The sequence below is a fragment of the Syntrophorhabdus sp. genome (genome assembly GCA_012719415.1).
GTDB lineage: Bacteria > Desulfobacterota > Syntrophorhabdia > Syntrophorhabdales > Syntrophorhabdaceae > Delta-02.
Genome location: JAAYAK010000119.1, coordinates 1 through 13,281 on the forward strand (window position 1 = coordinate 1; position 13,281 = coordinate 13,281).

Genomic DNA, 13,281 nt, shown 5'->3' on the forward strand with positions numbered 1-13,281 from the left:
TCCTCGATCTCGGGGAACCTTCTCTTCCAGTGGTCTTGTGGCGGCTTCTCGTCCTTTCTGCTCATGCCGCGCCTGTTGTTGAGCGCCCTGTGCAGGTTGCGGCTCCTGTTGACTATCTTCTTCAGCGCCGTCTCGTCGAGGTCGAGACCCGTCGCCGCCGAGATTATCCTCGGGTAGTTGTGTATATGATAGGGAGGCTTCAAACAGAAGGATGACATGCCGGCGCAGACACAGCAGGCGTCATCGATATTGTGGAGCATCTCCATCCAGTCCACGATTTGGCAGCACATATCGGTCGTCGGGAAATAAGGTATCGCCTTTTCTCCGCGTGGCTCCCATTCGAGAAGCCACTGCTTCCAGCTCTCGTCGGGAATCTGCGGCCAATCCTTCACGAAGGCCTCTCTCTGCTCCATCGTCGGGAAGGCGCCCTGAGGCCAGTTCCCCTCGATCTGGGTGATGCTTATCTTTTCGTTCGTCGTATACATGAGGTAATACAGGGGATCCATCGTGCCGAGCTTGAGAGGAAGCTGTTCGTGTTTCTTGATCGTGTTGTGGTCGAACGCCTCCGCGCCGTTGCCGATCGCTCTGGCCGCTTTGTAGACACCGTCCGCCAGTACATCGCCGATGCCTTCCCGATGAGCGACCCTGTCGAGGAGCCAGAGGAACCTTCCTTCTTTGTCCGTGGGACACGTCGGCCACGTCGGGCCCGCCTTGAGGTCCTTCTCGGTGATGATGCCCGCTTCGATGAGCTCCACGGCAAAGGCCAGGATCTGCGGGGTCGAGAACGAGTCAACACCGTATTCCGTCGCCCGCTGCAGCGTTTTCCAGGCGAAGTCCATGCTGTCCACGTATGACGCCATCATGTATGTCAGTTTGCCAAAACACTTGGCCATGTACCGCGGGGTGTCCTTGTAGGAGATCAGCGCGCCACAGTGCTGGGGACAGTTGAAGCAGCTTATCAGCCGCTTGATGCCTTCCCTCTGCACCCTCGGGAACTCTTCGTCTATCTTCTCATCCCAGAAACCTCTCCTGCGGGTACGCGCGTTGCCCCACATGAAATTCTCGGTGTGCCATTTCTCGTCTGTGTGCACCATTTCCTGCGGTGAGCCGATACCGGAGAGGATCGTCATGACGTCCGGGATCGGGTTCTCATTCCGGAAGTCGATGTAGGCCATCATGTCCTTCATTTCCTTCATGAAGGCTTCGCCGTTATAGAGGTTGATGTCCTTTGTGCCCCGGACCGCCACCGCCTTTATCTTCTTGTCGCCAAAAACGGCACCTCCGCCCAGACGGCTGGCGCTGGAACGGCCCTGCTCGATGGAGGCGGTGAAGCACCTGTTCTCCCCGGCCACACCGATGGCCGCCACCTGCGCGTTGGGCTGGTTCAGCTCCATGCGGATGAGGTCCTGCGTCTCAAGGGCGCCCCTGCCGACGAGGTGGGTGGCATCGCGGATCTCCACCGTGTCGTTGTTGATCCAGATGTAGACCCATTTCGGGGACTTGTTGTGGAGGATGACCTTGTCGTAGCCTGCGTACTTCAGCTCCGCCGAGAAGAACCCCCCCATCATCGGGTACGCCAGAAGGTCAGTCTCTGGCGAATAGAAGGTGATGACGGTGCGGTTCGCGCTGAAGGCCGGAGTGGCATTGAGCACTCCGGAGCTAATCACCAGCATGTTCTCATCGTCGAAAGGCTTCACATCCGCAGGAACCCTGTCCCAATGGAGCTTCACGCTCGTGCCGAGGCCTCCCAGGTGGGTTTCCATCATCTTTGGATCTGTTTCCACCCGTTCGATGTTTCCCGTTGCCAGATCGATTTCTAAATTGTACCCTGTTTCTCCATATCTCATTTTTGGCTCCTACTCCTCTAATATCTCCGAAGCTCGCCTTGAACCGCTTCGTGAACTTGTGTATTATATCACAAGCTCCCCTCGTGTCAAGGAAAATACGGACCTTTTTGCCCCATCCACCACCATGGAAAACCACCACGATGCATGCCTCTGCAATGCCTTGGGTTTTGACCCATCGGAAGGTCGCTTTTCAGCGGTCCTCAAGGCGGGTGAAGCGTGGAAAAGGGTACCATAAAAGGATGGGAATTGAAAGGCATAAGGGGGGAAGAGCGGCGGGACCGTGACGTGACGGACAACGCGCGAACAAACCGGATGACCGGGGGACTGTCCCGGCAGGTCCACAGGGAAATATGGACAAGGCCGGTTAAATCCAATATTATATAACGAGATTGTTGAAAAGATCTCCGGAGTGAACCATATGAAGAGTGCAAACCTGACAGTATCCGTAGAGGAGGCCCTGAGGATCGTCCTCGACTCTGTCCGCCCCCTGGGCAGTGAAAGGATCTCGATCATGGAAGCGTCGAATCGCGTCCTTTACGATGATGTCGTCGCGGACACGAACGTGCCTCCCCTCGACGACTCCGGCATGGACGGCTACGCGATAATCGCCGCGGACACCCTCGGGGCGTCGAAGGACCACCCCGCCCGGCTTCAGGTCGTCGGAGAGGTACAGGCGGGCGCGTCGGGAGAGAGCAAAGAGGTCACGAAGGGATCGGCGATCCGGATCATGACGGGAGCCCCCATACCGAAAGGGGCGGATTCCGTCATCCAGGTTGAGGATACAAAGGAAGAAGGCGGGTATGTCAGGGTGTTTCGTGAAACGGCCCCATCCGAGAACATCCGGTTTACCGGGGAGAGCATCGCGACGGGCGACATCATTCTCAGGAAAGGCGACCGCCTCAGTTCGGCCAAGGTGGGAATCCTCGCATCCCTCAACCATAACGCGGTGTTCGTGTACAGGCAACCCACCGTGTCGATCATCTCCACCGGCAATGAGCTCGCGGACATAGGCGAAGACATGCGGTTCGGCCAGATCAGGAACGTCAATGCCTACACCCTGCACGCCGAGGTGGGCAAATACGGCGGCCTTCCCCACTACCTCGGCATAGTGAAGGACACCATGGCGGACACGAGGGAGATATTCCTGAAGGCCCTGGAATCGGACGTCGTTATCTCCACGGGCGGCGTGTCCATGGGGAAATACGATTTCGTGAAGGACATCTTTGCCGACCTCGGTATCGATATCCTTTTCGAATGGGTGAAAGTCAAGCCCGGCAGACCCTGCACCTTCGGAAAAAAGGGGGACAGACTCATCTTCGGGCTTCCGGGAAACCCCGTCTCCACCATGACATCCTTCATTCAGTTCGTCCGTCCCGCGCTCCTTAAGCTCATGGGCGCGACAAGGATCAACAAACCTGTCGTGAACGCCGTCCTCGACGAAGGCATAGAGAAACCGGCAGGGAAGGTATTTCTCCTGCGCGGCCATTTCACCATCAGGCCCGACGACCTCCACGTGGTCACCACGGGCAACCAGAAATCGTCTGTGCTGCGCTCCATGAGCGAGGCGAACTGCCTCATAGTGATCCCCGAGCACACCACCCGGGTGAAGGCGGGGGAACGCGTCGCCATCCAGCTCATCGACCACGACGAGCTATGAGCTAATTCCCCGTCCCCGACGGCTCCCCTTTCAGGCTCTCGATGTATCTCAACCTCGGTATGATCTCCCTGTGCACATCACAGAGGACCGATCTCCCAATCGTACTGTCGAAAAACATCCTCTTGTCGTTCGGGCAGCCGGCGTGACAGGCGGTCCTCGATTCGCATGCCCTGCATTCGTCGGGCAGGTCGGGCCGCCTGATATCATAGTGAAAATCATAGACCTGCAGCTTTGCCAGGGGATTCGGATCGTAGATGGTCCCCGATTTGAACGTATGGTTCCTTATGCAGGGTCCTATCGTCCCATCGGGGAAGACCGTCGCCATCCTCTTCCCGCAGGGATAGGGGGAGGACTCGAGGTCCCAGGCGGGAATGAGGAAATCGAGGAGGAAAGTGGTGTGAACATCATAGCCCCTGACAGCGTAATCCTCCAGCATATCGCACAGCTCGTGGTATCGCTCGAGGAGCGTCTTCCTGTACCGGGGGTCCATCCCCCAGTACATGTTCCTGTAATACCTGAGACGATACCCGCTTTTTATCCCGAACCTTGTTATGTCCAGCACCCTTTCCAGGTTGTATTCATCAAGGGTGGCGATGATGGTCTGGTTGATAACGTTCGACCTTTCCCCGATCACCTTCATACGCCTGGCCAGCTCTTCGATGGGGATATCGGTGATGTTCGTCGAGATCCACTGGATATCCTCGAGGTCGTCCCAGTTCACGGAATCCACAAGATCGGCGTTGGTGCAGACCATCCCCTGCATGCCGTCCGTGTTCCGGTACACGGTGTCCATCACCTTCTTTATCCTGTCCGTCCTCAGGAGAGGTTCCCCGCCGAGGAAGACAACGATGTTCACCTTCGTGCGGTTGATCCTCCAGACCTCAGGGATCCATTCCAGGAGCCTTGCGAAAGTCCTGTCGTCCATTTCCACGCTGTTGTCGTAGCCGACCTGGTTGAAGGCATAGCAGTATTCACAGGTCCTGGTGCATCTGTATGACAGGAAGAGGATGAACCAGAACAGGGGGAATTTCTCCCAGCCGCCGTGGCCTTTCGTTCTGTCGTCTTCGAAAGCATACATCCTGTGGAGCTTCCTCGTGTGTTCCGTCTCTTTTCTCACAATCGATCCGCCTTTTTTGACAGCCTCGAATATTTATAGGAAAAAGGCCGGTGGAAGTCAACGGGCCATCCGGGAGGATGGGGAAAAGGGGCAGGGACCAGGCGGCGGGAAGTCCTATGTCAACAACTGGATGGAGATCACCGAGCCTTGCGCCAGGTGGTCCCGACCTTCTGGTATGGATGCCACCGCGGTGGCCCTGGCTATGGAATCAAGGCGGCTGCGTTTCTCCATGGGATGGAAGACAGGCAGGTCTTCCGTCTCTTCGACGGTCCCGAAGAAAAAGTCCGTCCAGCCCACGTTGCCCTCCGCGACCCCCGCGGCGAGCCTCGCCTTCGTACGGGGCAGGCCGGGTTCCGCGTGGCCGGAAAGGCGCATGAGGCCCGGCCAGGCGATCTGCAGGAAGGCCATGAAGTTGGAGGGCGGTCCTCCCGGCAGGACGAACACGGGCTTGCCGGCCAGGATACCCAGGCCCACGGCCTTGCCCGGTCCCATCCGGATCTGGTGGAATATCTTCCTCCAGCCCATCCGCTCAAGGACATCCGCCACCAGGTCCCGATCTCCCTTCCACGCCCCGCCGCTCGTGATGAGGACATCGGTCCCCGAGGACATCTTCGTGAAGATGTCAAGTATCGAATCGGGATCGTCCTTGACGACGGCCATGCGTGATGTCAGGCCGGACCTCATGCACCATCCCGCCAGGGTGACGATATTGCTCGCGTAAAGCCTGTCCTCGGCAAGGGGCTCACCGGGCTCGACGATCTCGTCGCCGGTGCCGATGATCCCCACCACGGGACTTGAGAAGACAGGGACTTTGCTGAGACCGGCAGCAGCCAGGAAACCAGCGGCTGCCGGCGATACGCGGCGGCCCGCCTCGAGGAGAAGCTGGCCCGCGCGCACATCGCGGCCCCGGGGCAGTATATTCCTGTCAGGTTCCACGGGTGGAGCCCCTATAAGAATATCACTCCCATCGGCCATGCAGTATTCTTCGGCGACAACGGCATCGGCCCCCAACGGAACCCGGGCCCCGGTGAGCACTCTCACCGTCGTCCCCTCCGTGAGGGTAATGTTCCTTGCGGCGCCTGCCGCCGCGGAACCGGCAAGGGTAAGGTGTACGGGACGCGTGGCCGCGTCCCTGACCTCGCTATAGAGAACAGCGTAGCCGTCCTTGCGGGAAACATCCGATGACGGGGAGTCGACGAGGGCGTAGAGGTCCGATGCAGCAACACGGCCGACGCAGTCGAGAAGACCGACGTTCTCGGCGGGCAGAGGATCTATGGCCTCGAGCGTCAGGCGCAGCGCCTCCTCGAAGCCGAGAGACATGCTCTTCACCGGCCCCTCCGGCAAAACCTGCGGGTCTTTACAGCGATCTGCACCATGAGAAGTTCCGCGGACCACCCGAAGACAGCGCGGCGATCCGGCACCGGACGGAAGGACGCCTGCCCATCAGGCAAAGCAGCCCAGCTGACACTCTCTTATCTTGATGCCCAACCTGTTGCAGGCATCCCCGATCTCCTTCAAAGACATGTCCTGTTCCCGCGACAGCTTTACCGCCATCGCGCAGGTAAGGACCTTTCTATCATCACGCATCACGACCGCGTCCAGTATCGCCTTTTCCTTATCGCTCATCATTTTCTCCTGAAGCTTCAAAAGCCTTTATATTTTGCGTAATTATATATACACCAGGCACCGGTTGTCAAGAACGCCGCCGACATGCGCCCGGTGCCCGCCCTCCCCCTGATTCCCCGGACAGGGTCCCCTTGCGCCTTCGGGATGCATGTGCGATAATGGGTCAGTAACGGATCTCCTTTCCGGTGGGAACGTGATCATGAGATCAGGACATCCATACCGGTTCTCTTCCAGGTCGTATCTCCTGTCGATCCTTGTCTTTCTCTTCCTTCTCGACGGCTTCGCCCTGTGGCTTGCCGTAACGGTGGACCATGACAGGACCCTCGAACAGGCCCGCGTCGTCCTGGAAAGAACGGCCGTGTCGCTGCAGGAAAGAATGGAACGTGTCGTCTTTGCCACTGAGGCCATCCTGAAGAACCGCGCATCGAGGGTCCGCGAGAAAGGTATGGAGGGCACGCTGGTCTCCCGGCGGGAATGGGAGCACTTTCAGAGGGAGGCAGAGGCGCTGCCCGGTCCCGGGGAACTCTGGCTCCTTGACCGCCACGGTGACCTGGTGATGGATTCGACGGAATACCCCTCCCATCTCGTCAATTTCACGGAGAGAGAATACTTTGCGGCCCACAGAGATCTGGGGATGGACCTCCACATAGGGCCCATCGTGAAGGGCAAGGTTGTGAAGAAGTACGCCTTCACGATCTCCAAACGCATGAACGGACGCGATGGCGGATTTCTTGGCGTCGTCCTGGCAAGCGTGGAAACGGATGCCTTCGCGGAGTTCCTCCGCCGCATCAGTCTCGGCGAGGGAGGAACGGTCGCGGTCTTCCGCAGCGATGGGGCCCTGATCCTCAGGCAGCCGATGGAAGACGAATACATTGGGAAAACCTTCGGCCATTTGGCTCTTTTCGCCCAGGACTTCGAAGCGAGCCCCTGGGGCAGTTTCAAAACGGACAGGGCCATCGACGGGGTCGGGCGAATCATAGGGTACAGCAAGATCGTGGGGTTGCCCCTCGTCGTGGCTACGACCATCCCCATCGATTCCGTCCTGGCCGGGTGGCGTGAGCGCGTCTGGATATACTCCATCGTGGCGATCATAGCCTTCATGGCCCTTGTCGCCCTTTCCCTGGTGATACGCGGGACCACATCGAGGGAGGAACAGGAAAGAACCCGACAGCTTGCCGAGATCAACGCGTCCCTTCAGGCCCAGATCGCCGAACGGATCCGGGCGCAGGCAGCCCTCAGGGAAAGCGAAAAGCGCTGGGCCACGACGCTTGCCAGCATCGGGGACGGCATCATCGCCACCGACGTGGAGGGCAGGATAACCTTCATGAACACCGTCGCCGAGGACCTGACGGCCTGGAAGAGCGCGGACGCCGTGGGCAGACCGGCTTCCGAGGTATTCACCGTGATCGACGAGAGCACCCGCCGGGCCATCCCCGATCCCGTCGCAAGGGTTCTCGAGTCCGGCGCTGCTGTTGATTCTCTGAGCCGGACCGCGCTCGTCCGTAAAAACGGCGTGGAGATACCCGTCGACCACAGCGGCTCCCCCATACTGGACGCCGAAGGGAAAATGACGGGCGTTGTCCTCGTCTTCCGCGACATAACTGAACGCAGGGCGGCGCAAAAGGAGGTCACCGATTCAAGACGCGACCTCAACAGGGCACAGGCTGTGGCCCACATCGGAAGCTGGCGCCTTCGGGTCCGGGAAGGCGAACTGACGTGGTCCGATGAGACATGCCGCATTTTCGGGATCACACCGGGAATCACCGTCACATACGAGATGTTCCTCGCCATGGTGCATCCCGACGATCGGGAGACGCTCATAGAAAGCTGGGAAGGGGCGCTCGCGGGGGCACATTACGACATCACGCACCGCATCATCGTCGGCGGCCGCATCAAGTGGGTGCGCGAAGTGGCGGAACTGGAGTTCGACGAGGAAGGGACACTCCTCGCCGGTTTTGGTACGGTCCAGGACGTGACTGAGCAGAAAGGGATGGAGCAGGCCCTGCAACTGGCCCGCGACGGGCTGGAGCTCCGCGTTCAGGAAAGGACCGCCGAGATAAGACGGCAGGCGGAGCTTCTCGATCTCGCGAACGATGCCATTATCGTCACCGACATGAAAGGGCAAATGGTCTTCTGGAACACCGGGGCGGTCCAGACATACGGCTTCACCCGCGATGACCTTGCCGGCAAGGACCACCACGCGGTCCTCAACACCAGCTTCCCCATTCCCATCGAGAACATACTCGCCATCGTCGAAAGCAGCGGTCGATGGGTGGGCGAGCTGACCCAAACGACAAAGAACGGGCGGCAGATCGTTGTCCTCAGCCGCTGGGCGATGCGCCGCGGACATGCAGGCAGGCTTCCCGAGATCCTGGAGATCAACACCGACATCACCACCCGCAGGCGGGCCGAAGAGGCCCTCCGCCTGGTGAGCGTCTACAACAGGAGTCTCATCGAGGCCAGTCTCGACCCCCTCATCACCATCGACCTCGAGGGAAGGGTGAGCGACGTCAATTCGGCGACGGAGCTGATAACAGGATACTCGAGAACGGACCTCATCGGGACGGACCATGCGGATTGTTTCACGCAGCCGGAAAGGGCGCGCGCGGGTTACCGGCTTGTCCTGGAAAAAGGCTTTCTCCGCGACTACCCGCTGGAGATACGGCACAGGTCCGACCGCTCTGCGTCGGTGCTGTACAATGCATCCTTGTACCGGGACGAAACCGGAAAGGTCATCGGCGTGGTGGCAACGGCACGGGACATCACGGAAAAGAACAGGCTCGAAAGACACCTCAGGGAAACGCACAAGATGGAGGCCATCGGCACCCTCGCAGGGGGCATCTCCCACGATTTCAACAACATCATTGCCGGCATAATAGGCTTCACCGAAATGGTCCTCGACGACATTCCCGAAGACACTCCGGCTCACCGCAGGCTCGGCTATGTCCTGAAAGGGGCGCATCGGGGCCGCGACCTCGTCAAGCAGATCCTCGCCTTCAGCCGCAGGAGCGAACAGGAGAAGAAGGTCGTCTCCCTGGACCAGATCGTCGACGAGGTCGTCACCCTCGTGAGGGCCACCCTTCCGGCGACCATAGGGATACGGAGAAGAAACACCGCGCGGTCCGACCTCGTATCCGCCGACCCGACCCAGATACACCAGGTGGTGATAAACCTTTGCTCCAACGCAGCCCAGGCAATGAACGAAAGGGGAGGGATCATCGAGATATCCATTGCGGAAGAGATCGTCTCCTCCGTGGAAGAAGCGCTCCATCAGGACCTGCCGTCGGGCCGCTACGTGAGGCTGACGGTGAGTGACAATGGTCGCGGCATGGAGCCGGCCACCATGGAACGGATATTCGAACCTTTTTTCACCACGAAACCCCCCGGGGAGGGAACGGGCCTCGGCCTCGCCGTCGTCCACGGCATAGTGAGGAATCACGACGGTGTGATCACGGCGTCGAGCAGACCCGGAAACGGTTCATCCTTCAGCGTCTATATCCCCCAGGTCAAGACGGGTGAGGCCGACGAGATGGAGAGGATCGAAGCCGCTCTCGAAGGACCGGAATCGATCCTTGTCGTCGATGACGAGGAATTCATCGTCGAGATGAGCACACAGAGACTTCAGCGCTTCGGCTACCGGGCCACGGGAGCCACGAGCAGCACCGAGGCGCTGCGCCTCTTTCGTGCCGACCCCGGCGCCTTCGACCTTGTCGTCATCGACCACATCATGCCCGATATGACGGGGTTGGAGCTGGCGAGGGCTCTGTTCGCCATAGACCCGGATATCCGCATCATCATGTGCTCCGGCCTCAACGAACCCGTCTCGATGGAGAGGATGAGGCAGGCGGGCATCAGGGATTTCTTCACCAAACCAGCAGACAGGAACGAGTTCATCCGGATCGTGCGGAAGGTTCTTGACGGCCCCCCGTAGCAAGTCTCCCGGGCACTTCCCGTTCCCTTCCCGGGAGCGCCGATCGTATACCGTAACACCGCAAAATGAAATATGTCGGTAAATTTGTTTTTAACGAAGACAAGATTGTGGTAGTATTTTTCCACTTTCAACAGATCACATTCTTCTGGAAAAGGGGTATTGCATGAAACGTTACTTCATCCTTGCGGCCGCGGCGATGTGTCTTGTGTTCTCGGGTGTTGCCCTGGCATCGGAAACGCTCATAGCCTCAGGACATCCCGAGTACGCGCCCATCATGTGGAAAGAGGGCAACAACATCATCGGCGCCGCGCCCGAACTCGTGAAGCTCCTCTTCAAAGACCTCAACGTCACGGTGAAGACGCCTTACAGCGGGGACTGGAACAAGGTCCAGCAGGAGGCGAAGGAAGGCAGGGTGGACGTGCTCGTGGGCCTGTACATGACGGAGGACAGGAAAGCCTTCTTCGAGTACTCCAATCCCTACGCGAAGGACCCCGTGGTGGCGTTCGTGGCCAAGGGCAAGGGGTTCCCCTATTCGAAGTGGGACGACCTCGTCGGGAAGAAAGGCGTGACGACCGTCGGTGACAGCTTCGGTCAGGCCTTCGACCGGTTCCTCGCCGAGAAGCTTACCGTCACCCGCTCGGCGACGGTGGAAGAGAGCTTCTCGAGACTTCTGAAGGGCCGTGCGGACTACTTCATCTATGCCATGTATTCCGGCCTCTTCGAGGCGGACAAGCTGGGAATGACGAACAAGGTGGAACTCCTTTCCAAGGAGGTCTGCGTGGAGAACTGGTACATGGGGATCTCCAAAAAGTCTCCCTATGTGAAGTACCTTCCCCAGATCAACAAGAAGCTCGACGAACTCATCAATAACGGAACGGTGGACAGGCTGATCGAAAAATATGGCAGCCAGTACAGGAAATCGATCGCAAAGAAGAAGGGGAGCCCTGCGAAGGCAAAGTAGCAGGGTAGTGGGGGTAGGAACTCACAATCCAGGCATGCGCCGCGCGGCTGGTCCATCGTTGCATTCCCTTTGGCAACGCGGCGCATCCCCTGGACCACCATCCTGAAGGGATCCTCCATCAAAATCGATACTCGAGGGTGAGGGCGAGGCTCACCTGATCGGACCACACCCTGACCCCGTTCGAGAAGCTCATATCCATGCCGAAGGTCCGGTTCAGGAGGCGATGGTTGCCCGTGGTCGATATCGTCAGGTAGTCACCATCGAGACCGATCGAAAACCCCTTCCCCAATTCCTTTTTCAACCCCATCGAGAAGTGCCAGGCTTCGCCGTACGTGTCCTCGTACGTGAACCGCCTGCCTGCCCTCTGCAGGTGATTGTCCTCGTTCATGCCTTCCACGTAGGCCCAGTCGGCCTGCAGGTCGAGAGTGAGGGAAGGTATGCCCGTCGGCCGGGAAAGGTCGATAACGGAGCGCAGACCGACGAAATAGTGCCAGTACGTCTGCTTGAAACGGATGCTTTCCCCGGGGAGCAGGGCGTTTCCCGACGCTCCGGTCAGGTCGTACTGTATACCGTCGTGGTTGACAAGGTTGAACCTCTGATAACGTATCCCCCCGAGGGGCTTTATCTTCAGCCACCCGGGCAGGCCGAGCCAGTCGGAGACCTCAAGGTCCGCGTCGAAACGCACCATGTAGCTGGGAGCGACACGCATCTGCGATGTGCTGTAGGTGGTCTTGTCGTCGGGACCGCTCTCCCAGTCGGAGTCCTCGGCCTCGCCGTGGGCGTTCTGCTTCACGCTGGTGAGGGCCTCCAACCCGACGGAAAAGCGGCGGAACCTCAATCTCATGTCGAGCCCGGCCCACCAGGTGTCAAGGGGGAATTCCAGCCTGCTAAGTTGCTCCTGGTAGGGGAAATAGGGGTCGCCGAACTCGTAGGAGGTGTGGCTCTTGAAAAGATACCTGATCTTCGCCCCGACGGAAAATGACGGCGTCAGGGGAGCGGAGACCTCCTCTTCAAAGGTCCCTGCCGGCGCCTCAACCGCAAAAGAGGAGAACAGGAGAAGAAACGCTGTCAGCGCAATGGAACACCGGGCACGGAACGGACGGCTTGTCGTAACGGTGAATGCCATGTCGTTGCACGCCCATGTTACCACATCGCCCTCCCGATTGCCGCCATTATCTGCCACGGAAAGGGAAAAGAGTTTCCCCATCAGGTCAGATGTGGTACAAGTGAAAGGACAGGTCCGGCGGGCAAGTTTCCGAAATATCTTTGTGACATCTGCTTCACGATCAAGGAGATACAGGATATGACCTCAGCGACACTGAAGCTTCTGGCATGCGCCCTCATGGTGGTCGACCACCTCGGGTCCATCTTCTTTCCCCACGAACCCGTGATGCGGGCCATCGGCAGACTGGCCTATCCCATGTTCGCCTATCTCATCGCCGAGGGTTACAGCCACTCGAAGGACAAGACGTCCTACCTGGGGCGCCTCTTTCTCCTTTCTCTTGTCTCCCAACCCTTCTACATGTTCGCGTTCCGCTATCCCGTGGTCCATTTCAACGTCTTCTTCACCCTTGCCGCGGGACTTTACGCGATATACGCCTACGAGAAGAAGAAGAGCTTCGTGCCCGTTCTTCTCGCCGGTATATCCCTGGAGTTCGTGAAGGCCTCTTACGGCCTGCCGGGGGCCCTCATGATCTTCGTCATGCACTACTTCATGGGGAATCACAGGAAGATGTTCCTCTGGGTCCTCATCACCGCCGTGCTCTGCACCCTGAGAGGGATCGTCTGGCGGTACTTCGACGACCCCAACTTCATGCCCACCCTCGCCTGGATCCTGCCCCACGCCCGGGTCTCGCTCATGGAGCCCCTGGCCGCGCTCGCCGTTCCCATCATCGCCCTCTACAACGGGAAGCTGGGGCCGAAGATGAAGGTCTTTTTCTACGCCTTCTACCCCGGCCACCTGGCCATACTCGGCGCGATACGGTGGATCCTGGCCAAATGACCCGGCTTGAGCCGCTTGAGTGACTATGTTATAAAAGCCCCTTGCCCGACAGACAGTTAAAAGGCTACCATCTTTCTTGAACCATTAACAGTGGTGCAGGAACACCACAATTAAAAGAAAGGGAGGTAGCCAAATGAACA

General features: G+C 58.9%; 9 protein-coding genes. 4 read left to right on the plus strand and 5 right to left on the minus strand.

What is annotated here, in order from left to right:
- Positions 1-1,847 (minus strand): aldehyde dehydrogenase (locus GXX82_07360; protein NLT22848.1); only part of this gene is annotated, 1,847 nt, incomplete at its 3' end.
- Between the two features lie 418 nt (positions 1,848-2,265).
- Here GXX82_07360 and GXX82_07365 point away from each other — a divergent pair.
- The gene (locus GXX82_07365; GenBank protein ID NLT22849.1) at positions 2,266-3,504 is read left to right on the plus strand and encodes a molybdopterin molybdotransferase MoeA; all 1,239 of its coding nucleotides are present in this window, start codon (positions 2,266-2,268) and stop codon (positions 3,502-3,504) included.
- Between the two features lies 1 nt (position 3,505).
- On the opposite strand, the gene GXX82_07370 is transcribed toward GXX82_07365, so the two are convergent.
- From GXX82_07370 to GXX82_07380, 3 genes are all read right to left on the minus strand, one after another.
- On the minus strand, positions 3,506-4,621 hold the full coding sequence (locus GXX82_07370; GenBank protein NLT22850.1) for an SPASM domain-containing protein: 1,116 nt from the start codon (positions 4,619-4,621) through the stop codon (positions 3,506-3,508).
- A gap of 114 nt (positions 4,622-4,735) precedes the next feature.
- Positions 4,736-5,950: a molybdopterin molybdotransferase MoeA gene (locus GXX82_07375; GenBank protein NLT22851.1), complete on the minus strand. Its 1,215-nt coding sequence runs from the start codon at positions 5,948-5,950 to the stop codon at positions 4,736-4,738.
- Positions 5,951-6,064: 114 nt separating this feature from the next.
- Complete coding sequence (locus GXX82_07380; GenBank protein ID NLT22852.1) at positions 6,065-6,247, minus strand: hypothetical protein; 183 nt, start codon at positions 6,245-6,247, stop codon at positions 6,065-6,067.
- Positions 6,248-6,446: 199 nt separating this feature from the next.
- Between GXX82_07380 and GXX82_07385 the strand changes: the two genes are divergently transcribed.
- Both GXX82_07385 and GXX82_07390 read left to right on the plus strand, forming a co-directional pair.
- Positions 6,447-10,178: a PAS domain S-box protein gene (locus GXX82_07385; protein NLT22853.1), complete on the plus strand. Its 3,732-nt coding sequence runs from the start codon at positions 6,447-6,449 to the stop codon at positions 10,176-10,178.
- Positions 10,179-10,341: 163 nt separating this feature from the next.
- On the plus strand, positions 10,342-11,139 hold the full coding sequence (locus GXX82_07390; GenBank protein NLT22854.1) for a transporter substrate-binding domain-containing protein: 798 nt from the start codon (positions 10,342-10,344) through the stop codon (positions 11,137-11,139).
- Positions 11,140-11,257: 118 nt separating this feature from the next.
- On the opposite strand, the gene GXX82_07395 is transcribed toward GXX82_07390, so the two are convergent.
- On the minus strand, positions 11,258-12,289 hold the full coding sequence (locus GXX82_07395; protein NLT22855.1) for an omptin family outer membrane protease: 1,032 nt from the start codon (positions 12,287-12,289) through the stop codon (positions 11,258-11,260).
- Between the two features lie 153 nt (positions 12,290-12,442).
- Here GXX82_07395 and GXX82_07400 point away from each other — a divergent pair, with 153 nt between their 5' ends.
- On the plus strand, positions 12,443-13,141 hold the full coding sequence (locus tag GXX82_07400; GenBank protein NLT22856.1) for a hypothetical protein: 699 nt from the start codon (positions 12,443-12,445) through the stop codon (positions 13,139-13,141).
- The last annotated feature ends 140 nt before the right edge of the window (positions 13,142-13,281 follow it).